The sequence below is a fragment of the Rathayibacter sp. VKM Ac-2857 genome (assembly GCF_013205025.1).
Taxonomy (GTDB): Bacteria; Actinomycetota; Actinomycetes; order Actinomycetales; family Microbacteriaceae; genus Rathayibacter.
Genome location: NZ_JABMLE010000002.1, coordinates 703048 through 727342 on the forward strand (window position 1 = coordinate 703048; position 24295 = coordinate 727342).

Consider the following 24295-nt stretch of genomic DNA (forward strand, 5'->3'; position numbering starts at 1 on the left):
CGGGGTCCGGCGGGGCTCAGCTGCGGAGGTCCTCGTAGAGCACCGTCGAGATGTACCGCTCGCCGAAGTCGCAGACGATCGCGACGACGGTCTTGCCCGCGTTCTCGGGGCGCTTGGCCACCTCGAGCGCCGCCCACATGATCGAGCCGGAGGAGATGCCGCCGAGGATGCCCTCCTGCGCGGCCATCGCGCGCGCGACGCGCACCGAGTCGTCGAGCGTCACGTCGATGATCTCGTCGTAGACCTCGCGGTCGAGGATCGCGGGAACGAAGTTGGCGCCGATGCCCTGGATCTTGTGCGGGCCGGCCGTGCCCTGGGTGAGCAGCGGCGAGTCGATCGGCTCGACGCCGATGATCTGCACGCCGGGCTTGCGCTCCTTGAGGACCTGGCCGACGCCGGTGATGGTGCCGCCCGTGCCGATGCCGGCGACGAAGACGTCGACCTCGCCGTCGGTGTCCTCCCAGACCTCCTCGGCGGTGGTGCGGCGGTGCACCTCGGGGTTGGCGGCGTTCTCGAACTGGCGGGCGAGCACGGCGCCGGGCGTCTCGGCGACGATGGCCTGCGCCCTCTCGACCGCACCGCGCATGCCCTCGGAGCCGGGGGTCAGCACGATCTCGGCGCCGTAGGCGCGCAGCAGGACCCGGCGCTCGACCGACATGGTCTCGGGCATCGTCAGGATCACCTTGTAGCCGCGGGCCGCGCCCACCATCGCGAGGGCGATGCCGGTGTTGCCGCTCGTGCCCTCGACGATCGTGCCGCCGGGCGGCAGCTCCCCGGAGGCCGCGGCGGCGTCGATGATGGCGACGCCGATGCGGTCCTTCACGCTGTTCGCCGGGTTGTAGAACTCGAGCTTGGCGAGGACGACGGCGCTGTCCGCGCCCTCGAGGCGGTTGATGCGGACGAGCGGGGTCCTGCCGACGAGCTGCGTCACGTCGTCGTGGATGCGTGCCATGGTGGTGTGCTTTCTGCCGGGGCCGACCGCCCCGGGGCCCCGGGGCGACTGGTGGTGCGGTGATGCCGACGCTCCCCTCGCGGGGACGCACCCTCCACGATACGGAAGCGGCGTCCCCGGAGGCGCCTTCCGACGGTCAGGCGCGCCGGATTCCCACCTCCGGGTCGCCGCCTCTGTCGGGGTCGCGGACGCCTCGTCACAGGTGCATCTCGTCCTCCAGGAGGACCCCCTCCTCCCGGGCGCGTCGCGTACCATGACGGAGGGGGATCGCACGACCGGCGCGACGACCCGCCACCCTGCATTCGCGCGGCACGACCGCGCCGGAAGGACCTCCCGCTCCATGGCTCTCCCCACCGCATCCCGCAGCTCCGCTCGACCGCTGGGGATGTCGTTGCGGGCAGTGCTGGGCTTCATCGGGATGAGCGCCGTGGCGGGCGTCCTGATCACCGTCGGCGTCACTCCGGCCCTCGCGCTGACGGGACTGGCGACCAGCAACACCATCGGCATGTTCCAGAACCTGCCCGGCTACCTCGACGCCGGCCAGCTGATGCAGCGCACCAACATCTACGCGGGTGACGGCACCACCCTCCTCGCCTCGGTCTACAACCAGAACCGCGTCGAGGTCGGCTGGGACGAGGTCGCGCAGACCGCGAAGGACGCCGCGGTCGCCGGCGAGGACCCGCGCTTCTACGAGCACGGCGGCATCGACCTGCAGGGCACGCTCCGCGCGCTCGCCGTCACGCTGACCGGCGACGACCTGCAGGGCGGCTCGTCGATCACGCAGCAGTACGTCAAGAACGTGCTCGTGCAGAAGGCCGAGTCGATCACCGACGAGGCCGAGCGCGACGCCGCCTACAAGCTCGCGACCGACCCGACCCCCGAGCGCAAGCTCAAGGAGATGCGCCTCGCGATCGGCCTCGAGAAGGAGTCCTCGAAGGACGACATCCTGCTCGGCTACCTCAACATCGCGCTCTTCGGCGGCACGGTCTACGGCATCGAGGCGGCGGCCAACTACTACTACGGCATCCCCGCCAGCCAGCTCTCGACCTCCCAGGCCGCGTCGCTGCTGGCGATCGTCAACAACCCGTCGAAGTTCCGCTTCGACGACCCGACGGACGAGGCCAACGGCGCCGCGAACGGCTACGCCGCGACCAAGGAGCGCCGCGACTACATCCTCACCGAGGAGCTGAAGTACTCGAAGATCAGCCAGGAGGTCTACGACGCGGCGATCGCCGAGCCGATCACGCCGAACATCACGGAGCCCTCCACCGGCTGCGCGACCGCGGGCGACGCCGCGTACTTCTGCGACTACGTGCTCAACGTGCTCCGCAACGACACCGCGTTCGGCGCCACCGACGACGAGCGGTACCAGCGGATCCGCCAGGGCGGATTCGACATCGTCACGACGCTCGACCTCGACATCCAGCAGGTCTCGCAGGCCGCGCTGAACGCCTACATCCCCCCGACCGACCCGCGCTTCGAGATCGGCGCCACGGCAGCCTCGATCGAGGCCGGGACCGGCCGCGTGCTGTCGATGGTCCAGAACACGAAGTACAGCCAGGACGAGGAGTTCCTCGCCGCGAACCCCGGCTACAGCGCGATCAACCTCAACGTCGACCTCGCGATGGGCGGCGGCTCCGGCGTGCAGACCGGCTCGACCTACAAGGTCTTCACCCTGGCGCAGTGGCTCGAGTCGGGGCGCACGATCAACGAGTCGTTCCCGTCGCCGACCTCCGGGTTCAGCTCCTACCCGCAGAAGTGCAACGTCGACAACAAGGGCTACTACTACGGCAGGTTCTCGCCGAAGAACGACGACTCCTCCGAGAACGCGAGCTCGATGACCGCGCTCGCCGCGACGACGAACTCGATCAACACCGGCTTCATGGGCATGGCGCAGCAGCTCGACGTCTGCGACATCCGCACCACGGCCGAGTCCTTCGGCGTGCACCGCGCCGACGGCGGTGAGCTGGCCAGCGGCCCGGCCTCGGTGCTCGGCACGAACGAGATCGCGCCGCTGACCATGGCCACCGCCTACGCCGGCATCGCGAACGACGGGACGACCTGCTCCGCCGTGGTGATCGACAAGATCACCGACGCGAGCGGAGCCGCCGTCGCGGTCCCCTCGGCGTCGTGCACCCCGTCGGTCTCGGCCGACGTCGCCCACGGCATGCAGTACGCGATGCAGCGCGTGATGACCTCGGGCACCGGCTACGCGTCGAACCCCCGCGACGGCATCGAGCACATCGGCAAGACCGGCACGACCGACTTCGCGGCCGACGTCTGGACCGCCGGCGCCAGCAAGGCGGCCTCGCTGGCCGTCTGGGTCGGCTCCATCAAGGGGTTCGACGACAACACGAAGATCAACCTCCGCAACGTCAAGGTCTCGGGCGAGGCGGGCACGATCCAGGCCGCGCAGTCGCGGCACGCCATCTGGAAGCCGATCATGACGGCTCTGGACCAGAAGTACGGCGGCGACGACTTCACCGACCCGCCCGCCTCGATGCTCGCCTCGTCGCCGCGGAACGCGACGCTCGCCGAGGTCCCGGACGTGACCGGACTGACGGTCGAGGCGGCGACCGCCACCCTCACCGCCGCGGGCTTCTCCGTCGGGATCACCGAGCCGGTCGGCTCCGCGTCGATCCCCGAGGGGTCGGTCGTCTCGACGACGCCCAGCGCGGAGGAGACGGCCCTTCGAGGAGCCGTGATCCCCCTCCAGGTGAGCAACGGGGTCGCTCCGAAGAACACCAGCGACATCTCCGACATCGACGGGGACCTGATCGAGTAGCGAGCCCTCTTCGGCGGGTCCCGGAGTGGGCCGGCACCGAGGATTCCGCGCCGCTGCGGACGACGCCCGGGCGCGCCTGGGCGGGGATGTCGGAGACGTCGCCTAGGGTGCTGGTGCACCGAGAGGATCCATCCTGAAGCGACCGAACGTCCCCGTCTTCCAGCCCCGTCGCACCGTCCACGGGGCTCTCGGCGCGCTGTTCGGGTTCGTGATCGTCAGCGTGCTGGCCGGGCTGCTCGCGACCGTCGTCGTGGCGCCGGCCGTCGCCCTCACCGGAGCGGCCACCTCGGGCACGATCTCGGCGTTCCAGTCGCTGCCGAGCTACCTCGAGGTCGGCGAGCTGATGCAGAAGACGGACGTCTACGCGGGCGACCCGGACGACCCGACGCTCCTCGCCTCCTTCTACGACCAGAACCGCATCGAGGTCTCCGCCGATCAGATCGCCGGCTCGGTCACCGACGCGCTGGTCGCGAGCGAGGACCCGCGCTACTACGAGCACGGCGGCATCGACCTGCAGGGCACTCTCCGCGCGGTCGCGAGCACCTACCTCCTCGACGCGGCGCCCCAGGGCGGCTCGTCCATCACGCAGCAGTACGTCAAGAACGTGCTGGTCCAGAAGGCCGAGTCGATCAGCGACGAGACCGCGCGCGACGAGGCCTACGCCGAGGCGACCGCGACGACACCCGAGCGCAAGCTCAAGGAGATGCGCCTCGCGATCGGGGTCGAGAAGGAGTACTCGAAGGACGAGATCCTCCTCGGCTACCTCAACATCGCCCTCTTCGGCGGCACCGTCTACGGCATCGAGGCCGCGGCGGAGTACTACTTCGGCGTCCACGCCGCCGATCTCTCGGTCGGGCAGTCGGCCGCGCTGCTGACGATCGTGAACAACCCGGAGAAGTTCCGCTTCGACCGCCCCGACGACCCCGCGAACGGCGAGGCGAACGGCTACGCGGAGACGACGAGCCGGCGCGACTACATCCTCGACCGGATGCTGGAGTACGGGAAGATCGACGCCGCTACCCGCGACGCCGCGAAGGCCGCGCCGATCGAGCCGAGGATCACTCCCCCGTCGACCGGCTGCCAGACCGCGGGCAGCGCCGCCTACTTCTGCGACTACGTCTCGCACGTCCTCCGCGACGACCCCGCCCTCGGCGCCACCGACGACGAGCGCTACGCCGCCCTCAAGCGCGGCGGCCTCAAGGTCTACACGACGATCGACCTCGGGCTGCAGGAGACGGCTCAGGCGCTGATGGACGAGCAGATCCCCGCCTCGGACCCGCGCTTCGACGTCGGCGCGACCGCCGTCGCGGTGCAGACGGGGACGGGGAAGGTCCTGACGATGGTGCAGAACAAGCGCTACAGCCAGGACCCCGAGGTCATCGCGAGCGGACCGGAGTACTCGGCGATCAACCTCAACGTCGACGCCGCGATGGGCGGCGGCAACGGCTTCCAGCCCGGCTCCGGCTACAAGGTCTTCACCCTCGCGGAGTGGCTTCGGTCCGGACACACGCTGCTCGAGCAGTTCGATTCGAAGCGGAAGAACTGGACCGGCTACACCGACAGCTGCGAGGGGACGCAGGACTACGCCTCCTACAACCCGAAGAACGCCGGAGACGGCGGCTACTCCGACACGCAGACCGCGCTGAACTCGACGATCTGGTCGCTGAACACGGGCTACACCGGGATGTCGCACCTGCTCGACCTCTGCAGGATCCGCACGACGGCCGAGGCCTTCGGCATCCACCGGGCGGACGGCGGTGCGCTGAGCCAGTCGGCCGCGTCGGTCATCGGCACGAACGAGGTCGCGCCGATGACGATGGCCGTCGCCTACGCGGCGATCGCGGACGACGGGATGCGCTGCACCCCCGTCGTGATCACCGAGATCACCGGTCCGGACGGCGTCTCGATCCCGCCGAGCGAGTCGGAGTGCACGAGGGCGGTCTCGTCGTCGGTCGCCCGCGCGATGCAGTACGCGATGCTCAAGGTGACCGCGGAGGGCACCGGCACGCAGGCCGACCCGAAGGACGGCGTCCAGCACATCACCAAGACCGGCACCTCGGACAACTCCGCCGACACCTGGGCACTGGGCGCGTCGAGCTCCGTGTCGCTCGCCGTCTGGGTCGGCAGCATCAGGGCTCAGGACAGCGGCTCGCGGGTCAACCTGGAGTCGATCGACTTCGCGAGCGGCTGGGCGCCGGACGCGCGCCACCGGATCTGGAAGCCGCTGATGACCGAGATCGACTCGCTCTACCGAGGGTCGGACTTCGCGGCCGCCGACCCGGCGCTGATCGCGGCGCCGCAGGTCGTCGTGCCCGACCTGTCGGGGCGCAGCAGCGACAGCGCGATCCGGACGCTCACCGACGCCGGCTTCACGGTCGGGTCGACCACGCAGGTGGACTCGACCCAGCCGCAGGGGGCGGTCGCCGGCACGGTCCCTGCCGCGGGCACGACGGTCGACAAGGGGTCCGTCGTCGGCATCACCCTCAGCACCGGCACTCCGCCCGCCGCCACCTCGCCTCCGCCCGCCGCCTCGCCGCCCACCGGCTGACGCCCGCCCGCCGACGCCTCGACGAGGAGCGGACCCGCGACACGCCGAGACGACGGAGGGAACCGTTCCGCCCGATCGGACATCTCTGAGCATGACCGCTTCCTCACCGCCTCGAGAAGCCGGAGTGTCGTGGGCGACCGCGCTCTCGGGTGACCCCGACGACTTCGGCCGCCTCTACGACGCCTTCCGGCAGCGCGTGTTCTGGCACGCGCTCCGCCACACTCGCGCCCTGCACGACGCCGAGGACGTGGCGGCGCTCGTCTTCCTCGAGGCGTGGCGCCGCCGGGCGTCCGTCCGGCTCGTCGACGGGTCGCCGCTCCCCTGGCTGCTCGCCACGACGAACAACGTCGCGAGGAACGCCGGGCGGTCGGCGCGCCGACACCGACTGGCCCTCGGGCGCCTGCCCGAACCGGAGCACCAGGGCGACTTCGCCGGCGACTCCGACCGGCGGATCGACGACGAGCCGCGACGCGAGGCGATCCGCCTGGCGTTCGGAGCTCTCGGCCTCCGCGACCAGGACGTGCTGTCGCTGTGCGTGATCGCCGAGATGCCCGTCGCCGGCGCCGCCGCGGTGCTCGGCATCCCCGAAGGAACGGTCAAGTCCCGGCTCTCCCGGGCCAAGGGGAAGCTCGCCGGGCTGATCTCCGATCTCACCGCCGACGCAGCCACCGATGGAGGTGCACGATGAACGACAAGCCCGTGATCGATCCGGAGCGCGACCGCGCCTTCCGCCGCATGATCGTCGAGAACGCCCGTGCCGACCGGGCTCGACGGCCGCTGCGCCACCGCGCCTCCTTCCTCGTCGGTCTCGTGACGGCGGCCGTGCTGCTCTCCGGCGGCGGGGTGGCGGTCGCCCTGACCGGCGCGTTCGACCTCCCGGAGCCGGCGCCGGCCGAGACGGCGACACCGGACCCCGTCCCGACGCCGACCGAGACGCCGACGGCCTCGGCTACTGCCGCGCCCGCTCCGGCGCCCGCCCCCGTGGCGACGGAGACCACGGCCGCCGACCTGTCCGCCTGGGTGATCGGCTTCGACGGCATCGGGCCCATCGTGTTCGGCGAGAGCAGCGAGTCCGCCTCCGCGGCGCTCGACACGACCGCTCTCGTGCCGTACGACTTCGGGATCGAGGAGTGCCGCTCGGATCGGCGGGATTCCGCAGAGAACGCCATGGCGTGGATCATGGCGTCCTCAGATGAGCCGGGCAGGGTCACCCTCCTGAACGTCTTCGGCTACGGGGTCGACGCGACCCGGGCGGCGGCCGCGTTCCCGCGTACGGCGGAGGGGATCGGGATCGGCTCGACCGAGCAGGAGCTCCTGGCGGCCTACCCGGGGATCGCCGCGGCGGATCCGGTCGCCGGTGACGCCCTCTACGCGCTGAGGGACGGCTCCGGGCGGACCCTGTGGTTCCGGATCGCCGCCGATCAGGGGACCGTGGTGGACATCACGCTGAACGAGCAGCCGGTGCTGACGATCGGCGGCTGCGGGGCGTGAGGCCGGTGGCGGCGCGGCTCGAGGTCGGAGCTGCGCCGCCGCCGGGAGGCCGAGGCCGGCGTCCGGGGACTCTCAGTGGTGGAAGCGGTGCACGACCGCGTGCCCCTTGCCGCGGCCGATCAGCCAGCGGTTGACCGGGGTCGTGACCACGAAGGCCAGGGCGAGCGAGCCGGCGAGGGAGCCCCAGAAGAGGCCGCTCGCGAGGCCCGCGTCCATGGCGCCGGGGATGGACAGCATCGCCGTGTTGTCGATGACCTCCATCACGGCGATCGAGACGGTGTCGGCCGCGAGGGCGATGCCGACGGCGGCGCGCCAGGAGACTCCCGCGCGCAGCACGCCGCGCATCGTGAGGGCGTAGCCGAAGACGAAGGCGAGCACGATCGAGAGCACGACCGTGCCGAGGACGGGCAGCCCGAGCGCGGTGCCGAGCACCATGCCGAGGACCTCGCCGATGGCGCAGCCGGTCAGGCAGTGCAGGGTCGCCGCCGCAGCGGTCCGCCAGGACGTCGTGGCGGAGCCGGAGTGCGTGCTGTGGTCGTGCGGGGTGGCGGTCATGGGTGCTCCCTCGGTGTCGGTCACCGAGGTGCAACATACCCCCCGGGGGTATATTCCCGAGGCGGCCGAATCCCCGCGACTGAGGGGGTCAGAGCTGGACGGCGGCGGCCGGCAGGAGGCCGAACTCGACCAGCTCGGCGTCGGTGAGGAGGCGGCTGCGGATCATGAAGCGCTTGCCCTCGGGCGCCTCGACGCTGAAGCCGCTCCCCCGCCCGTCGACCAGGTCGACGGTGAGATGGGTGTGCTTCCAGTACTCGAACTGCGTCCGCGACATGTAGAACTCGATTGGCTCGAGCCCGTCCACGTGCAGCGTCTCGACGAGGACGTCGGACGCTCCGGTGCGGAACATCCCCACCGGGAAGCACATCGGCGAACTGCCGTCGCAGCACCCGCCGGACTGGTGGAACATCAGCGGGCCGTGCAGCGCGCTCATCCGCTTCAGCATGCCGGCCGCGGCCTCGGTCACGTCGACTCGCGTGCTGTCCATGGGCGGTGTCCTCTCGGTGGTGCGTGTGTGTGCTGTGGGTCCCTCAGGAGAGATCACTCTGTCGGTGCGGGGAAGCCCTCCCCCCTGCTGATCGAGTAGCTCGCGAAGCGGGCGTATCGAGCGGAGGGGGCGCCTCCGGCGCCGGCGCAGGGCGAGCAACAGACCGACGTCCTTGCGGTGGTGGGTCTCGATACGCCCCTGCGGGGCTACTCGACCAGCATGCGTGCGGGTGTCTCTTCCAAGTAGATCCACCAGTGCCCGAAGGACGAGTCTGCAGACCCGCCCTGCTGATGACAGCGGGTCTCGATACGCCCCTGCGGGGCTACTCGACCAGCATGAAGAAGGACGCCGCTGCGTCTTTCTCCTCATCACCGCTGCGCGGGTTCCTCGAGCGTGGACTGCGAAGCGAAGCGAGGCCTTCGTGCTCCCGCACGTGCTGGTCACGTGGGTCTCGATACGCCCGCTGCGCGGGCTACTCGACCAGCATGTTCGCCTGAAGTGCGAGGCGGAGCGAGAGCGTCGTGCTCCCGCATCTGCTGGTCACGCGGGTCTGGATACGCCCGCTGTTCGCGCTACTCGACCAGCATGCTCAGCAGGGGAGAGCGCGAAGCGCGAATTCGCGTGCCAGCGGATTCGCGGAGTGCGACGCTCCCCGCTCCACCCGCGCAACCACGCGGCCGAGCCGACCGCGGCGGTGATGACGAGCGGAGCGAGGAATCGCCGCACAGCGGCTCAAAAGAAGCCCATGGGCCCTTCCGCGTAGGACACCAGGAGGTTCTTCGTCTGCTGGTAGTGGTCGAGCATCATCTTGTGGTTCTCGCGGCCGATGCCGGACTGCTTGTAGCCGCCGAAGGCCGCGTGCGCGGGGTACTGGTGGTAGGTGTTCGACCAGACGCGGCCGGCCTCGATGGCGCGGCCGGCGCGGTAGAGCTGGGCGCCGTTGCGGCTCCAGACTCCGGCGCCGAGGCCGTAGAGGGTGTCGTTGGCGATGGCGATGCCGTCGTCGAAGTCCTCGAACGAGGTGAGGGCGAGGACGGGACCGAAGATCTCCTCCTGGAAGATGCGCATGGAGTTGCGCCCCTCGAAGACGGTCGGGTTGACGTAGTAGCCGCCGCTGAGCTCGCCGCCGAGGTCGGCGCGGTCACCGCCGATGAGCAGCTTCGCACCCTCCTGCTTGCCGATGTCCATGTAGGAGAGGATCTTCTCCAGCTGGTCGTTGGAGGCCTGGGCGCCGATCATGGTCGAGACGTCGAGCGGGTTGCCCTGCTTGATCCGGCCGACGCGCTCGAGTCCGTCGCCGACGAAGTCGTCGTAGATGGACTTCTGCACGAGGGCGCGGGAGGGGCAGGTGCAGACCTCGCCCTGGTTGAGGGCGAAGAACGAGAAGCCCTCGAGCGCCTTCTCGTAGAAGGAGTCGCGCTCGGCGGCCACGTCGGCGAAGAACACGTTGGGGCTCTTGCCGCCCAGCTCGAGCGTGACGGGGATGAGGTTCTCGCTCGCGTACTGCATGATCAGGCGACCGGTGGTCGTCTCGCCGGTGAAGGCGATCTTGCGGATCCGCGGGTGCGAGGCGAGCGGGGCGCCGGCCTCGATGCCGAAGCCGTTGACGATGTTGAGCACGCCCGCGGGCAGCAGGTCGTGGATCAGGTCCATCAGGACGTGGATCGACGCGGGGGTCTGCTCGGCCGGCTTGAGGACGATGCAGTTGCCGGCGGCGAGCGCCGGCGCGAGCTTCCAGACCGCCATCAGGATCGGGAAGTTCCAGGGGATGATCTGGCCGACCACGCCGAGCGGCTCGTGGAAGTGGTACGCGATGGTGTCGTGGTCGATCTCGGAGACGCCGCCCTCCTGGGCGCGCAAGGCGCCGGCGAAGTAGCGGAAGTGGTCGATCGCGAGCGGGATGTCGGCGGCGAGGGTCTCGCGCACCGGCTTGCCGTTCTCCCAGGTCTCGGCGACCGCGAGGAGCTCGAGGTTCGCCTCCATCCGGTCGGCGATGCGCAGCAGCACGTTCGAGCGCTCGGCGGGGCTGGTCTTGCCCCAGCTCGGGAACGCCTTCCAGCCGGCCTCGACCGCGCGGTCGATGTCCTCGGCGGTGCCGCGGGCGATCTCGCAGAAGGGCTTCCCGGTGATCGGGGTGATGTTCTCGAAGTACTGGCCCTTCGCGGGGGCGACGTACTCGCCTCCGATGAAGTGGTCGTAGCGCGAGCGGAACGAGGCGACGGATCCCTCCGTGCCCGGGTTGGCGTAGACCGTGGACTCCGGTTCCTTCGGTGCCTGGTCGGCTACCGGGTCGGCGTACAGCGTCATGTGGACCTCCATCGACGTCGTTGTCGGGTGAGTGCGGGGTGTCGCGCTCGATCCGACCGTACGTCGCTGGAGGTTGCACACCGTTGCACGGGCGCGCGGCGCCGGAGGCGGCGGCGGAGCGCGGGTCAGCGCTGCTCGGCCTCGAGCTCCTCGAGGTGCGCGACGATGCCGGCGCGGCGGGGCGAGCGGCGCGGCAGGATCCGCAGCAGCTCGGCCCAGACCTCGGCGTCGTCGTGGCCGTCGGGCCCGTGCGCGTAGGCGAGCAGCGTCTCGGCAGCGGCGCTCGTGAGCACGGTGGCGCGGACGCGGGCGCGCACCTCGTCGGCGATCGCGCGGACGCCCGGGGCCTCGGAGCCGGGCAGCGGGGCGCCGGCGTAGGCGTCGAGGGCGAGCCGGTGCGCGCCGCGGTCGAGCAGGCCGACCACCTGGCGCGCGTCGAGGTCGACCGGGCTGGCGAGACGGTACGGGCGCGAAAGCGGCACCAGCCGCGGGAGGCGCGGCTCGAGGATCCGGCGCAGGCGCACCATCTCGGCGCGCACGGTGACCACCGCGTCCTCCCGCCCGTAGAGCAGCTGGGCGAGCGCCTCGGCGGACAGGCCCGCGCGGTGCCAGGCGAGGAGGGTGAGGATCTCCGCGTGCCGGGTGGAGAGCTCGAGCTCGACGCCGTCCGCGGTGACGACGCCGGTCTCGCGGCCGAGGACGCGCAGGCTCGGCGCGCGGGCCGCCGCCGGACGGGGTGGAGAGCGGCGGGGCTGCGCACGGCGGGGGCGCTGCAGCCGCTGCACCATCAGCTGGCTCTCGACGGCCGCCGCGGTCGCCTCCATCAGCGGGAGGGTCTGCGGGGCGACGACCTCGGCGCCGCCGGTGATGTCGATCACCCCGAGGATCTCGTGGGTCTCGGGGTCGTGGATCGGCACCGCGGTGCAGCTCCACGGGTGCACGAGGGAGGCGAAGTGCTCGGCGCCGTGGATCTGCACGCCGTGGTCGAGGACGAGGGCGGTGCCCGGGGCGGAAGTGCCGACGTCGGGCTCGGCCCACGCCGCGCCCTCGACGAAGAGCATCCGCTCGGCGGAGCTCTTCAGCGCCTGGTCGCCGTCGATCCAGAGCAGCCGCCCCAGGGCGTCGCCGACCGCGACGAGCACGCCGCTGTCTTCATCCGCGTCGCGGACGAGGAGGCGCCGGATGACGGGCAGCACCGAGGCGAGCGGGTGGCCCATCCGGTACTCGCGCAGCTCGTCGCTCGAGAAGGACAGCGGCGCGGTGAGGCGCTCGGGATCGAGGCGGTGGCGGCGTGCCCGCTCCCAGGAGGCCTCGACCAGCGGGCGGCGGCGACCGCTGCCGGGCAGGGCGAGCCAGGGGTTGGTCATCGGATCCGCCCCTCGTCTGCGATCGGTGAGGCGCTCGGGCGCCGCGGCAGGGCAGAGGCTACTCCGCGAGTCTCGACGGCGCCTCAGGTGCGATGACCCCGGGCCTGCCGCGGCGGGCGCTCCCCCGGCGCGCGGGCAGCGCCAGGAGCAGCACGGCGAGCACGAGCACGGCGATGCCGGCGACGGCGTCGGGGGTCAGCCGCTCGTCGAGCAGGGCGACGCCGAGGAGAGTCGCGGTGGCGGGCTCGACGAGGGTGAGGGTCGACACCGTGGCGGCGGGCAGGAGACGGAGTCCGCGCGCGAAGAAGGTGTAGGCGACCGCCACGGTCACCACGCCCAGCCAGAGCACGGCGGGGACGGAGCCGGCGAGGCGCGCGGGGTCGCCCGCGAGCAGGATCGGCAGCGCGAGCAGCGCGGCCGTGCCGAACTGGGCACCCATCACGGCGGCCGGGCTGAAGCCGCGCTCGAGCAGCAGCTTGCCGCAGACGGCGTAGAGCGCGTAGGCGGCGCCCGCACCGGTCGAGCCAGCGAGACCCAGTGGGGAGACTCCGCCCGCCGCGCCGCCCGTGAGCAGGCCGGCCAGCAGCACGACGCCGATCGCGGCGAGCGCCGTCGAGACGAACCAGCGCGGGCTCGGGGCGGAGCGCAGCAGGAGCCACTCGAGCAGTCCGGTGAAGGCGGGGGCGGAGCCGAGCGCGACGATCGTGCCGACCGCGACTCCGTTCTCGGCGGTGCCGGTGAAGAAGGCGGGCTGGTAGGCCGCGACGCCGGCCGCGCCGAGGAGGACGAGCAGGACCGTCGAGACGCGCGGTCTCCGCATCGCGCGGCGGGGGGCGCGCACCGTCTCGACGCCGAGCAGGGCGGCCAGCAGCGCACCGCCGAGCACGATCCGGGCGGCGCCGAGCGGCAGCGGATCGACGCCCTGCGCGCCGAGCGACTGGGCGGTGCCGGTGGTGCCGAAGCAGACCGCGGCGAGGAGGATCGCGGCGACCGCGGATCGGCGAGACCCCATCTCCGCCCCGTCCCGCGGCCGGGCGGCGCGCGGGCTCCAGTCTGGCAGCGGCGGACCTCCCGCCGTTCAGGTTCCGGGCCCAGGATGGCGGTACGGTCGAAGCGAAGGCGGGTGGAGCATGGGCATCGCGGAACCGTTCGACGTCGAGAGCTACCGTCGCAGCGCGCACGGCAGCCTCCACGACCACTTCTCGATCCGCGAGTTCGAGGAGGCACCGCTGGATCGCGAGGCGATCGTGGCGTCCGCCTACCTCCGGGCTCTCGAGCACGCCGCCGTCGTGCGGGTGCTGCCGCTCGCGCGGGCGCATCCGGACCCGCGGGTGCGGTCGTTCGCGACGACCTGGGCCGCCGAGCGGCACCGGATCGCCGACGCGCTCGGCGAGGTGCTGGCGGCCTCACCGCGGATCCGCGGCATCGACACCGGCCCGGCCGAGCCCCTCCCCCGGCCCCGGCTGCTGCGCGACCGGTCCGCGCGGCTGCTCGCGGGGCCGATCGCCCTCGCGCTGGCGGTCGACGCGCAGATCGCGCTGCACGCCTACCGCCGGCTCGCGCGGCTGTCGCTGCACCCCGAGATGGAGCGGCTGGCCGAGACGATCGCGGCGATCCTGGAGCGGCACGCCGACTTCTTCGGCGAGCTCGCCGGGGACTCGATCGGCCGGCCGCTGCGGCGCCGGATCGTCGCCGCCGCCGTGCTCGCCGCGGTGCGGCTGCCGGTCGGCGAAGCCGCGCTGCCCGAGGAGCTGGCTCGCGAGGGACGCGAGCTGGTCTTCGGCCGCGACGACGGCGGCCTCGACGGGATCGACGCGGGCGTCGTCGCGCTCTACGCGCTGCCCTGCACGGCGGCCCGGCGGCTGCTGCAGCCGCACCGCACGCTGCCGCTGCGCGCGGCGGTGCAGGCGGGGCGGGTCGGTGCCGACGTGGTGGCGGGGGTCCGGGAGCTGCGGCTGCTGATCGCGGACTGAGGCGGCGGCGACCCCGGGAGCCGAGGTGCTCGCGGGCGGTCTCCGCGCTACGCGGATTCCCGCCGGACGAGGCTGACGGGCAGGATCGTCTGCCGGTCGACCTCGCGAGCCTGCATGACGGCGACGACGGTCTCGGCGGCGATGCGGCCCATCTCCGCGAGGGGCTGGCGGACGGTGGTGATCGTGGGGTCCGTGGTGGTCGCGATGGCGACGTCGTCGAAGCCCACGACCGAGACGTCCGTCGGAACGTGTCGTCCGGCTGCCTGGAGGACGTGGATCGCGCCGTGCGCCATGAGGTCGGAGGAGGCGAAGACGCCGTCGAGGTCGGGATGGCGCTGCAGCAGACGCACCATCGCCGTCACGCCGCTCTCGACCGTGAACGCGCCGTGCGCGAGGGGCGTGTAGTCGATGCCCAGATGCTCCAGTTCGTCGCGCCAGCCGCGCAGCCGCTCACGAGCGGGCTTCATGTCGTGGGGGCCCATGATGATGCCGAGTCTGCGACGGCCGGCATCGGCCAGTGCTCGTGCGGCGAGCCGTCCGCCGCCGTAGTTGTCCGCGTCGATCACGATCGCGTCGTCCGCGAGATCGACGCGCGGCCGTCCCACCCATGCGATCGGCGCGGGAGAGTCGGCCAGCTCCTGAGTCACCTGCGTCATCTCGTTCTGCAGGATCACGACAGCCCCGTCGACCACGCGCGTGCGGAGGAGCCGGGCGACGCGCCCTCTGTCGTCGTAGTCCGCGGGCAGCAGGACCGGCTGGACTCCCTGCGCGTGCAGGCTCGCCGCGGCGCCCTTCAGGACCGCCGTGAGGATCGTCCCGGGCAGGCGGTCGAGATCCTCGAAGGCGACGATCAGCGCGATCGAGCCCGCGCGTCCCCCGCGCAGCATGCGCGCGGCGCCGTTCGCCTCGTAGCCCAGCTGCTTCGCGGCGCGCGCCACGGCGGCGGTCATGCCGGCGTCGACGTTGGTCCGGCCCGCGAGCACGCGCGCGGCGGTCGCGCGGGACACCCCCGCGACGCGCGCGACGTCCACCAGTGTCGGTTCGGCCATCGCGTGTCCTTCTGCTCGGGAGGAGCGCTCGCCACGGCGGTGACAGGACTCCTCTCACCCGGGATCGCCCGTCGCGGCGGTGCGAGAGGGCCACGGGTGACGTCCACGTGCTCCAGGGACACAGGATGTCAGAGTTTGCGCAACGCCGGACACGCCAGGAGGTCGCGGACGACGCCACGGCCCGGTTCGCCTGATGTCGGACGCCGCTCCGCCGAAACGCCCATGTCACCTGCCTGGGGTACGGTGACCGCCGGGGTTCCGGAGGAGACGCATGCGCAGGGCAGGACGGGTGGCACGGCGCCTCGGCGTCGGCATCCTCGGCGCGCTCGTGCTCGCGGTCGGCGCGGGGATCCCGGTCTACGTGCTGCCCCCGGTCGATCCGGTGCCGGAGCACGCGGACGCGGTCCTCGTCCTCGGGCCGCCCACCCGCGCGCGCACCGAGCTCGGCCGCGATCTCGTCGAGGCGGGAGTGGCCGACACCCTGGTGATCTCGGTCTGGGCCTCCGACCTCGCCGCGGCTCCGGGCGAGAACGACGTGGTGGCCTGCGACGAGCCGGACATGGAGGTGATCTGCTTCACCGCCGAGCCCGGGACCACCCAGGGCGAGGCCCGCGCCCTCGCCGACGACGCGCGGGCCGACCACTGGGACAGCGTCGTCGTCATCACGCAGACCCCGCACATCGCCCGGGCACGGCTGCTGCTCGACCGCTGCTTCCACGGCGAGCTCTCGATGGTGTCCTCCGGCGAGCCGTACACGCTCGGCGACTGGGCGTACGAGTACGTGTACCAGACCGGGGCGTTCGCGAAGGCGCTGGTCGCCCCCGGCTGCTGAGCCGGCCCGCCGACCCCGCCCGCCGACCCGGCCCGCTGAGCCGGCTCGCCGACCCGGCCCGCCGATCAGCCCAGCAGCTCCCGCACGTCCTCCGCGGTGATGCCGCCGGTCGCCGCCGCGCCGTCGTCGGACATGACGGCCGCGAAGAGCGCGGCCTTCGCCTCCTTGAGCGCCATCACCTTCTCCTCGATGGTGTCCTTCGCGACGAGCCGGTAGACCATCACCGAGCGGGTCTGGCCGATCCGGTGCGCGCGGTCGACGGCCTGCGACTCCGTCGCCGGGTTCCACCACGGGTCGAGCAGGATGCAGTAGTCGGCCTCGGTGAGGTTGAGGCCGAAGCCGCCCGCCTTGAGCGAGATCAGGAACACGCCCGCGTCGCCCGAGCGGAAGCGGTCGATGACCTCGTCGCGCTTCTTGGTCGCTCCGTCGAGGTAGGCGTACTCGACGCCGGCCGCGTCGAGCCGGCCGCGCACCCGGCCGAGGAAGCGGGTGAACTGGCTGAAGACCAGCACCCGGTGCCCCTCGGCGAGCGCGTCGGCGAGCAGCTCGTCGAGCAGGTCGAGCTTGGTCGACGGCACCGTGGCGTGCGCCTCGTCGACCAGGGCCGCGTCGAGCGCGACCTGGCGGAGCACCGTGAGGGCGCGGAAGATCGCGAAGCGGTTCTTCTCGAAGTCGCCGATCAGCCCGAGCACCCGCTGCCGCTCGCGGGCGAGGTAGGTGTCGTAGACCTTGCGCTGGCGCGCGCCGAGCTCGACCTCGATGGTCTGCTCCTGCTTGGGCGGCAGCTCCGTGGCGACGAGCTCCTTGGTGCGGCGGAGCATCAGCGGGCGGATGCGGCGCCGCAGCTGGCTGAGGCGCTCGGTGTCGGCGTCGCGCTCGATCGGCTTCTGGTAGTACTCGGCGAAGCCGGCCGGCGAGGGGAAGAGGCCCGGAGCGACGATCGACAGCAGCGACCAGAGCTCCATCACGTTGTTCTCCATCGGCGTGCCCGTGATGGCGAGCTTGAACGGCACGTCGAGGCGCCGTGCGAGCTGGTGGGTGGCCGACTGGCGGTTCTTGACGAACTGCGCCTCGTCGAGCAGGAAGCCGGACCACTGGATGCCGGCGTAGGACTCGTAGTCGAGGCGGAAGAGGGCGTAGGAGGTGACGACCAGCTCGGCCTCGCCGATCATCGTCGTCAGCGCCTTGCGCTTCTTCTTCGAGGTCTCGTCGACGCCCACCACGCGCAGGTCCGGAGCGAAGCGCTTGGCCTCGCCGACCCAGTTGGGCACGACGCTCGTCGGGGCGACGACGAGGAAGGGGCGCGGCGAGGTGCCGGCGCTCGCGGCGGCCGCGCGCTGCTCCTGCATCACCCGGGTGACCAGCGCGAGCGACTGCACGGTCTTGCCGAGGCCCATGTCGTCGGCGAGCACGCCGCCGAGCTGGTTGTCGTAGAGGAAGGAGAGCCAGTCGTAGCCGAGCTGCTGGTACGGACGCAGCTCGACGGCGAAGCCCTCGGGCAGGGCGCGCGACTCGAGGGCGCCGGTGGCGGTGAAGCCGGAGAGGCCCTCTACCGAGCGGCGCCAGGCCGCGGCCTGCGCCTCGACGACGCCGAGCTCGACCAGCTCGTCCCAGAGCGAGGACTGGAAGCGGCTGATCCGGAGCGTCTCGCTCGGGTCGTCCGAGAGCTCGCGCGCCTCGGCGATCAGCTCGCGGAGGCGGCCGAAGCGCTCGTCGTCCAGGGCGAAGTAGACGCCGCTGGGCAGCACCATGTACTCGTCGCCGCGGGCCAGGGCGAGGAAGATCTCGGCGAGCGGGACCGCCTCGTCGTTGACCGTGACCGAGATCTCGAGGTTGAACCAGTCGCGGCTGTCCGGCTGGGCGACCGTCTGGACGGCGACGACCGGGGCCGTCTCGGCCTCGCGGTACTCGACGCGCTGGCCGATCTCCTCGATCTCGACGGTGCCGAGCTCGCGCAGGCGCTCGACCTCGCCGGTGAGGAAGCCGACTGTCTGCATGCCGCGCAGGTCGAAGGTGGGGCGGAGGCGGCGGCTCGAGGGCGAGACCAGGGCGGGCGTCGACTCCGGGTCGATTCCGGCGCCGCCGAGCGAGTCGAGGATCCGCTGCTCGGCCTCGGCGTCGCGGTAGCCGGACTCGTCGTCCAGGCGCAGCGGCAGGCGCTCGGCCTCGGTGCCGCGGCCGCCCTCGATCCCGTAGCGCCACCACCAGGAGCCGCGCAGGCCCGCGCCCTCGGTGTGCTCGAGGGTGAGGCCGAGCCGCGGCTCGGGGACGGGCGGCGCCTCGAAGGAGCCGTCGCGCGACACGATGTCGAAGAGGCGGTGCAGGCGCTGGTAGTGCTCGGTGAGGAAGGCCGACTCCTCCTGCTCCGGGATGCGGATCGGCTCGTTGCTCCAGAGGAAGGTGCGCGCGGAGGAGACCAGCGGCGCGGCGAAAGGCACGAGCGTGACGGCCTTGCCGCGCAGCTCGTCCCCCTCGTCCCAGGTGTAGAGGCCGACGGCGGGGTCGCCGATGAAGCCGAAGTGCTCGGGCGCCGGGTGGTCGCCGATCGCGACGAGGGAACGCAGCTCGAGGCCGGCCGGCGTGCGGGTGACGTCGATCGAGGCGGTCGCGGTGGTGTCGAGGATCTTCAGCGGGGTCTGGTCGCGGTCGCCCATGACGAGGCCGATGCCGGCGCGGACGGCGCCGTGCAGGGCCGCCCAGATCGCCTCGCTCCGGCACTGGTCGAGGTAGAGCCAGGTGTCGGGCGAGTAGTAGCTGGAGGCGCTGTGCCCCGAGAGCAGGCCCTGCATCTCGCGGACCACGTCGATCTGGCGCTCGTCGTAGTCGTGGCTGTAGTGCAGGTAGCCGAGGTCGCGCCAGCTGGTGCCGGTGCGGACCCAGCGGTCGCGGTCGCCCATCCGCACCGGGCGGACGCCGAGGCGCGGGCGCGGCTCGGGCGGCGGCCGGTAGCTGTTGTAGCGACCGGGCGGGCGGCGCACGGGCTCGCCGGGGAGGAGCTCGAACTGGAGGCCGAGCGGGATGCCGGAGTGCGAGCGCTCGGCGCCGGCGAGCAGCGGCGCGAGGGCGCTGCGCCACTCCGGGACCGCGTCGACGGCGGCCTCGCCGGGGAACGGACCGCTCAGGGCGCCCTCGCGCTCGCGGCGCAGCGCCTCGATCAGGACGGCGGCGACGTGCTTGCACTCGTGCTTGACCGGGCAGCTGCAGGCGCCGCCGAGGAGGATCGAGTGATCGCCCTCGTCGCGCAGCTGCACGCTGACCGCGTAGGGCGAGCGGCCGGAGCCGCGGACCTGGCCGAAGAGCCGGGTGCGGCCGCCGAACCACTGCAGCTCGGCGACGCGGCCCTCGTCGGCGTAGGCGACGCCCTTGTCGAGGGCGGCGGTGCCGACGAGTCCCCGGACGTCCTGCTCGCTGAACGGCTCGCGACCCGCTTGCCCGGGCGCGGCCGAGGGCGGCAGCACCTCTTCGGGGGGACTCCGGCGGGCCATGGACCTCACGCTCTCCGCGCACCGACCGGAGCGCATCCGTCCATTCAACCCGATTCCGGAGGCGCCGGGAGCCGCGGGGCGGGATCCGTGCCCTCGGCGCACGCTCCTACGATGGACGGATGCCCCGCCTGTCGATCGTCTCGGCGCACACCTCGCCCCTCGAGCAGCCCTCGACCGGCGACGCCGGGGGGATGAACGTCTACCTCGCCGGGGTGCTGCCCGAGCTCGCGGCGCTCGGCTGGGACGTCACTGTGCTCACCCGCGGCGAGGGCCTGCGGCGGCTCGCGCCGGGCGTGGCGGTGGTGGGCGTGCCGGTCGAGGCGGCGGACAAGTACGCGCTCGCCGCGTCGGCGCCGACCTTCGCGGCGGCGGCCGGGGCCGCGGACGTCGTGCACTCGCACTACTGGGTGTCGGGGCTCGCCGGGGCGCTGACCGGCGTCCCGCACGTGCACTCGATGCACTCGAACTCGCTGGCGAAGAACGTGCGGCTGGTGCCGGGCGACGTGCAGGAGCCGGAGGAGCGGATCCGCGCCGAGCGCTCGGTGCTGGGCTCGGCGGACGCGGTGGTGGTCGCGGGGGCGTCGGAGCGAGCGGACGTCGTGGACGGCTACGGGGTGGATTCGGCGCGCGTGGTGGTCGTGCCGCCGGGGGTGGATGCGCGGTTCTCGCCGGGTGCCGGCGAGCGTGCGCGGGAGATCGTGCTGCTCGGGCGGGTGCAGCCGCTGAAGGGGCAGCTGCTCGCGGTGCAGGCGCTGGCGCGGATCCCGGCGGACGAGCGGCCGCTGCTGCGGCTGGCGGGCGGGCCGGCGCCGGGGCGCGAGGGCTACCTCGAGGAGGTGCGCGTGGCGGTGCGGGACCTCGGCGTGGACGAGTGGGTGCGCTTCGAGGGCGTGGCCGACCGGGAGACGGCGGCGGTGCTGCTGCGGGGGGCGCGGCTCGCGCTGGTGCCGTCGGCGGCGGAGACGTTCGGGCTGATCGCGCTCGAGGCGGCGGCGAGCGCGACGCCGGTGCTCGCGCGGCGGACGACCGGGCTGGTCGACGCGGTGCGCGACGGCGAGAGCGGCGTGCTGATCGACTCCGGCGACCCCGGGGTGTGGGCGGCGGAGATCCGCCGGCTGCTGGCCGACGACGCCGAGCGCGCGCGGCTCGGCCGCGGCGGCGTGCAGTGGGCGGCGGCGCACACCTGGGCGGCGGCGGCGGCGCGCCTGGACGCGGTGTACCGCGGGCTGCTGCGGCACTGAGGGCGGGCCGCGCTGCATGCTGATCGAGTAGCCCTCGCAGAGGGCGTATCGAGATCCACCGTCGTCCGGTGGGCGGGTCTCGATACGCCGCTGCGCGGCTACTCGACCAGCATGGACGCGGCGGGCCGCCCTCCTCATCGAGCGGGCCGCGCTGCATGCTGATCGAGTAGCCCTCGCAGAGGGCGTATCGAGATCCACCGTCGTCCGGTGGGTGGGTCTCGATACGCCGCTTCGCGGCTACTCGACCAGCATGCAGGGGCCGCTGCGCGGCTCCTCCGCAGGCGGGGCCGCAGCGCGGCTCCTCACGGGGCGGTCAGTCGGCGATGGCCGTCGCGCCCGGGTCGAAGTGGGCGCCGCGGGTGGAGCGGTACCAGGGGGCCAGGCGGTCGGGCGAGACGGCGACCATGGCGGCGCCGGTGAAGCCGGCGTCGTTGCCGAAGCGGGCGGAGACGATCTCGGTGCCGAGGTCGAGGAAGCGGGCGAACTCGTCGAAGACGTGCGCGGCCGCTCCGCCGATCACGAAGAGCTGCGGCGAGAGCAGCATCTCGAGGTGCCGGTAGTAGACGTTGAGGCGGCCCGCCCACTCCTCGAGGGTGATGCCCTCGCGGCGGACGGCGGAGAAGCCGACGCGCGGCTCGAAGTCGGGGCCGTCGATGTGCACGTGGCCGAGCTCGGAGTTGGGGATGACCTCGCCCTCGTAGACCAGCGCGGTGCCGATCCCGGTGCCGAGCGTCGTCAGCAGGCAGAGGCCCTCGCGGTCGCGCATCGCGCCGAACTCGCGCTCGGCGACGCCGGCGGCGTCCGCGTCGTTGACGACGACGACGTCCACGCCGGTCGCCTCGGACAGCAGGGCCTGCGCGTCGATCCCGACCCAGCGCTGCGAGACGTGGGTGGTCTGCCGCACGATGCCGCCGCGGACGATGCCGGGGAAGCCGACGCCGACGGGGGTGCCCGCGATCGGCGAGACGTCGCGGACGATGCCGGCGATGGCCGCGGCGAAGTCCTCGGGCTCCTTGCCGACCGGGTTCGCGACGGCGAAGCGGCGGGCGGCGCGCTCGCCGGTGGTCACGTCGACGAGGGAGGCCTTGATCGAGGTGCCGCCGATGTCGACGCCGACGGCGAAGCGCGGGAGGAGGCCGTCCTGGGGCTGGGTCACGGGTGCTCCGTCTGGGAAGTGGTGGCGAGGACTGACCTCGGGCTCGCGGGAACGCGGACGGCTCGTCGGATCGCGGGATCCTGACGAGCCGAAGGCGATTCTACGAGCCCGAGGTCGGAGCCGGCTCGGAGGTGGCGGCGAGGGCGTCCAGGAGGTAGGCGATCACCGGCTCGTAGAGGTGCACGGCGAGGCCGTCGTCGATCGGGACGACCACCTCGATCGAGCCCTGGGCCTCGGCCACGAAGACGGCGGGGTCGTTGCAGTCGGCGATCGCGATCGTCGGGAGGCCGCGCCGCCCGGAGGCGCCCGCCCAGCCGTGGTCGGCGACGACGAGGTCGGGGCGGATCCCGAGCGCCTCGAGCTCGTCGAGCAGGGCGTTCATCGGCTCGGCCGAGTGGGTGTGCTGGAGGCTGCCGCCGCGGTAGGCGCAGGTGACGCCGCCGGTGCACCAGAGGCGCTGGTGCTCGTCGGCCAGGGTGACCCGGATGCCGTCGGGGCGGGCGAACGGGAGGGTGTTCACGTCGATCACGCGAGCGCCCGCCGCCGTCGCGGCCGCGGCGAGGCGGCGGTAGACGTCGAGCAGGGTCGCGGGGTGCGCGGTGGCGAAGAGGATCAGCGCGCCCTCCTGCACCGCCCGGGCGAAGCGGTCGCGGTAGGCGTCGAGCGCGGCGACGGTCAGTGCGGCGTCGATGCGGTCCTGGCCGTGCTCGAAGGCGGGGTCGGTGCTGATGCCGACCCGCTCCCCCATCAGCGCGAGCAGGCTCTCGACGTCCCAGTGCTCGGCGACGTCGACGCCGTAGAGGTGGGCGGGCTCGCGGGCGGCCAGGCGGCGGAGGTTGCCGAGGTTGCTCGCGCGGCCGGTGAGGACGGCGCCGGTGAGGAGCGACTCGTCGAGGAGCGCGGCGAGCGCGGCGGCGGACAGCGGCATGCGGAGGGGCCTTCCGGTGGGGGTCCCTCGAGCGTAGTTCGAAAGTCGTGCTTGACGAGTGACAGTCACCGATATATCGTTAGTACATCGCCGACAGATCGTGAGCACTCGCTCCGACGGGCGAGACGGATTTCGAAAGGAATCCCCTGACACGAGACGAGACACCATGAACACCAGGAACTCCTTCCACGACCACAGCGACCGCTTCGACCGCTCGCACGGCGACCACGACCACGGCCACGGCGGCCACGACCAGCCCGGCCGGCGCGAGCGCCGCGGCCCCGGCGGGCACGGCCGCGGCTTCGGTCCCGGCTTCGGCTTCGGCCCGGGCTTCGGCGGCTTCGGTCCCGGCTTCGGCGGCCCCGGCTTCGGCCGCGGCGGCGGACGGGCCCGACGCGGCGACGTCCGCGCCGCCCTGCTCTCCCTCCTCGCCGAGAAGTCCTCGAACGGCTACGGCCTGATCAAGGCGATCGCCGAGAAGACGAACGGCTCGTGGCGCCCCAGCCCCGGCTCGGTCTACCCCACGCTCCAGCAGCTCGTCGACGAGGGCCTCATCACGGCCGTCGGCGAGGGCCGCGGCACCGAGTACCAGCTCACCGACGCGGGCGGCACCTACGTGCGCGAGCACGCCGACGAGCTCACCGCCGCCTGGGAGGCCACTCCCGGAGCGAGCGACTCGGACCGCGAGTTCGTCGAGAACTTCGGCAAGCTGATGGGCGTCGTCCAGCAGTTCCGCGGGGCCTCGGAGGCGCAGCGCGCCGCCGCCTCCGCGAAGCTCGACGAGACCCGCCGCGCGCTGTACCTGATCCTCGCGGACTGACGCGGCGGCGCCGCCGGCGGATCTCGATACGCCCGCGGAGCGGGCTACTCGATCAGCGTGAAGGGCACGCCCGCGGAGCGGGCTGCTCGATCAGCATGGATCGCCACGAGACGGCGGAGAACATGTTGGTCGAGTAGCCCCGCAGGGGCGTATCGAGACCCGGCGTCACCAGCAGGACGGGTCTGCAGACCCAGCGTCTTGACGGTGGGGGATCTCGATACGCCCGCGGAGCGGGCTACTCGATCAGCATGAAGGGCACGCCCGCGGAGCGGGCTACTCGATCAGCATGAAGGGCACGCCCGCGGAGCGGGCTACTCGA

The 24295-nt window shown here is 72.6% G+C and carries 18 protein-coding genes; 8 read left to right on the top strand and 10 right to left on the bottom strand.

What is annotated here, in order from left to right; genetic code table 11:
• Positions 1 to 16 precede the first annotated feature (16 nt).
• A complete protein-coding gene (cysK, locus tag HQQ86_RS10605; RefSeq protein WP_173288047.1) occupies positions 17 to 952 on the bottom strand; it encodes a cysteine synthase A in 936 nt (311 codons plus the stop codon).
• Between the two features lie 385 nt (positions 953 to 1337).
• Here cysK and HQQ86_RS10610 point away from each other — a divergent pair, with 385 nt between their 5' ends.
• From HQQ86_RS10610 to HQQ86_RS10625, 4 genes are all read left to right on the top strand, one after another.
• Entirely contained in the window at positions 1338 to 3737 is a 2400-nt protein-coding gene (locus tag HQQ86_RS10610; RefSeq protein ID WP_173288048.1) for a penicillin-binding protein, read from the top strand.
• 208 nt (positions 3738 to 3945) lie between these two features.
• Complete coding sequence (locus HQQ86_RS10615; protein WP_173288049.1) at positions 3946 to 6285, top strand: penicillin-binding protein; 2340 nt, start codon at positions 3946 to 3948, stop codon at positions 6283 to 6285.
• Positions 6286 to 6409: 124 nt separating this feature from the next.
• Entirely contained in the window at positions 6410 to 6973 is a 564-nt protein-coding gene (locus HQQ86_RS10620; protein WP_367948617.1) for an RNA polymerase sigma factor, read from the top strand.
• Positions 6970 to 7776: a hypothetical protein gene (locus HQQ86_RS10625; protein ID WP_173288051.1), complete on the top strand. Its 807-nt coding sequence runs from the start codon at positions 6970 to 6972 to the stop codon at positions 7774 to 7776. Before HQQ86_RS10620 ends, HQQ86_RS10625 begins: the two co-directional genes overlap by 4 nt.
• A gap of 72 nt (positions 7777 to 7848) precedes the next feature.
• Here HQQ86_RS10625 and HQQ86_RS10630 read toward each other — a convergent pair whose 3' ends face one another.
• The 5 genes from HQQ86_RS10630 to HQQ86_RS10650 all read right to left on the bottom strand — a co-directional run bounded on the left by HQQ86_RS10630 (position 7849) and on the right by HQQ86_RS10650 (position 13504).
• Positions 7849 to 8331, bottom strand: a complete 483-nt coding sequence (locus HQQ86_RS10630; protein WP_173288052.1) for a DUF4396 domain-containing protein — start codon at positions 8329 to 8331, stop codon at positions 7849 to 7851.
• 88 nt (positions 8332 to 8419) lie between these two features.
• Positions 8420 to 8818, bottom strand: coding sequence for a DUF779 domain-containing protein (locus HQQ86_RS10635; protein ID WP_173288053.1), 399 nt, complete (start codon positions 8816 to 8818; stop codon positions 8420 to 8422).
• Positions 8819 to 9550: 732 nt separating this feature from the next.
• Entirely contained in the window at positions 9551 to 11125 is a 1575-nt protein-coding gene (locus HQQ86_RS10640; protein ID WP_123447035.1) for an aldehyde dehydrogenase family protein, read from the bottom strand.
• Between the two features lie 125 nt (positions 11126 to 11250).
• Positions 11251 to 12492 (bottom strand): helix-turn-helix domain-containing protein, encoded by a 1242-nt coding sequence (locus HQQ86_RS10645; RefSeq protein ID WP_173288054.1) that lies wholly within the window; start codon positions 12490 to 12492, stop codon positions 11251 to 11253.
• A 58-nt stretch (positions 12493 to 12550) separates the two neighbouring features.
• A complete protein-coding gene (locus tag HQQ86_RS10650) occupies positions 12551 to 13504 on the bottom strand; it encodes a DMT family transporter (protein WP_173288055.1) in 954 nt (317 codons plus the stop codon).
• Positions 13505 to 13622: 118 nt separating this feature from the next.
• Between HQQ86_RS10650 and HQQ86_RS10655 the strand changes: the two genes are divergently transcribed.
• Positions 13623 to 14465 (top strand): ferritin-like domain-containing protein, encoded by an 843-nt coding sequence (locus HQQ86_RS10655; RefSeq protein ID WP_173288056.1) that lies wholly within the window; start codon positions 13623 to 13625, stop codon positions 14463 to 14465.
• A gap of 47 nt (positions 14466 to 14512) precedes the next feature.
• Here HQQ86_RS10655 and HQQ86_RS10660 read toward each other — a convergent pair whose 3' ends face one another.
• Positions 14513 to 15514, bottom strand: a complete 1002-nt coding sequence (locus HQQ86_RS10660) for a LacI family DNA-binding transcriptional regulator (protein ID WP_173288057.1) — start codon at positions 15512 to 15514, stop codon at positions 14513 to 14515.
• Between the two features lie 271 nt (positions 15515 to 15785).
• Between HQQ86_RS10660 and HQQ86_RS10665 the strand changes: the two genes are divergently transcribed.
• Positions 15786 to 16346 carry a YdcF family protein gene (locus tag HQQ86_RS10665; RefSeq protein ID WP_173288058.1) on the top strand — a complete coding sequence of 187 codons (561 nt, stop codon included), beginning with the start codon at positions 15786 to 15788 and terminating at the stop codon, positions 16344 to 16346.
• Between the two features lie 65 nt (positions 16347 to 16411).
• Here HQQ86_RS10665 and HQQ86_RS10670 read toward each other — a convergent pair whose 3' ends face one another.
• The gene (locus tag HQQ86_RS10670; RefSeq protein WP_173288059.1) at positions 16412 to 19831 is read right to left on the bottom strand and encodes an SNF2-related protein; all 3420 of its coding nucleotides are present in this window, start codon (positions 19829 to 19831) and stop codon (positions 16412 to 16414) included.
• Between the two features lie 119 nt (positions 19832 to 19950).
• On the opposite strand from HQQ86_RS10670, the gene HQQ86_RS10675 reads away from it, so the two are divergent.
• Complete coding sequence (locus HQQ86_RS10675; RefSeq protein ID WP_173288060.1) at positions 19951 to 21072, top strand: glycosyltransferase; 1122 nt, start codon at positions 19951 to 19953, stop codon at positions 21070 to 21072.
• A 313-nt stretch (positions 21073 to 21385) separates the two neighbouring features.
• On the opposite strand, the gene HQQ86_RS10680 is transcribed toward HQQ86_RS10675, so the two are convergent.
• Entirely contained in the window at positions 21386 to 22228 is an 843-nt protein-coding gene (locus HQQ86_RS10680) for an ROK family protein (protein ID WP_367948618.1), read from the bottom strand.
• A 100-nt stretch (positions 22229 to 22328) separates the two neighbouring features.
• On the bottom strand, positions 22329 to 23156 hold the full coding sequence (locus HQQ86_RS10685; protein ID WP_173288061.1) for a phosphatase: 828 nt from the start codon (positions 23154 to 23156) through the stop codon (positions 22329 to 22331).
• A 166-nt stretch (positions 23157 to 23322) separates the two neighbouring features.
• On the opposite strand from HQQ86_RS10685, the gene HQQ86_RS10690 reads away from it, so the two are divergent.
• Positions 23323 to 23976, top strand: coding sequence for a PadR family transcriptional regulator (locus tag HQQ86_RS10690; RefSeq protein ID WP_173288062.1), 654 nt, complete (start codon positions 23323 to 23325; stop codon positions 23974 to 23976).
• The last annotated feature ends 319 nt before the right edge of the window (positions 23977 to 24295 follow it).

What these genes read in the sequence shown, in the direction of transcription:
- HQQ86_RS10650 (WP_173288055.1), bottom strand. Translation starts at nt 13,504, where the DNA reads ATGGGGTCTCGCCGATCCGCGGTCGCCGCGATCCTCCTCGCCGCGGTC.
- HQQ86_RS10625 (WP_173288051.1), top strand. Translation starts at nt 6,970, where the DNA reads ATGAACGACAAGCCCGTGATCGATCCGGAGCGCGACCGCGCCTTCCGC.
- HQQ86_RS10685 (WP_173288061.1), bottom strand. Translation starts at nt 23,156, where the DNA reads ATGCCGCTGTCCGCCGCCGCGCTCGCCGCGCTCCTCGACGAGTCGCTC.
- HQQ86_RS10670 (WP_173288059.1), bottom strand. Translation starts at nt 19,831, where the DNA reads ATGGCCCGCCGGAGTCCCCCCGAAGAGGTGCTGCCGCCCTCGGCCGCG.
- HQQ86_RS10660 (WP_173288057.1), bottom strand. Translation starts at nt 15,514, where the DNA reads ATGGCCGAACCGACACTGGTGGACGTCGCGCGCGTCGCGGGGGTGTCC.
- HQQ86_RS10630 (WP_173288052.1), bottom strand. Translation starts at nt 8,331, where the DNA reads ATGACCGCCACCCCGCACGACCACAGCACGCACTCCGGCTCCGCCACG.
- HQQ86_RS10690 (WP_173288062.1), top strand. Translation starts at nt 23,323, where the DNA reads ATGAACACCAGGAACTCCTTCCACGACCACAGCGACCGCTTCGACCGC.
- HQQ86_RS10675 (WP_173288060.1), top strand. Translation starts at nt 19,951, where the DNA reads ATGCCCCGCCTGTCGATCGTCTCGGCGCACACCTCGCCCCTCGAGCAG.
- cysK (WP_173288047.1), bottom strand. Translation starts at nt 952, where the DNA reads ATGGCACGCATCCACGACGACGTGACGCAGCTCGTCGGCAGGACCCCG.
- HQQ86_RS10640 (WP_123447035.1), bottom strand. Translation starts at nt 11,125, where the DNA reads ATGACGCTGTACGCCGACCCGGTAGCCGACCAGGCACCGAAGGAACCG.
- HQQ86_RS10635 (WP_173288053.1), bottom strand. Translation starts at nt 8,818, where the DNA reads ATGGACAGCACGCGAGTCGACGTGACCGAGGCCGCGGCCGGCATGCTG.
- HQQ86_RS10655 (WP_173288056.1), top strand. Translation starts at nt 13,623, where the DNA reads ATGGGCATCGCGGAACCGTTCGACGTCGAGAGCTACCGTCGCAGCGCG.
- HQQ86_RS10610 (WP_173288048.1), top strand. Translation starts at nt 1,338, where the DNA reads ATGTCGTTGCGGGCAGTGCTGGGCTTCATCGGGATGAGCGCCGTGGCG.
- HQQ86_RS10665 (WP_173288058.1), top strand. Translation starts at nt 15,786, where the DNA reads ATGCGCAGGGCAGGACGGGTGGCACGGCGCCTCGGCGTCGGCATCCTC.
- HQQ86_RS10645 (WP_173288054.1), bottom strand. Translation starts at nt 12,492, where the DNA reads ATGACCAACCCCTGGCTCGCCCTGCCCGGCAGCGGTCGCCGCCGCCCG.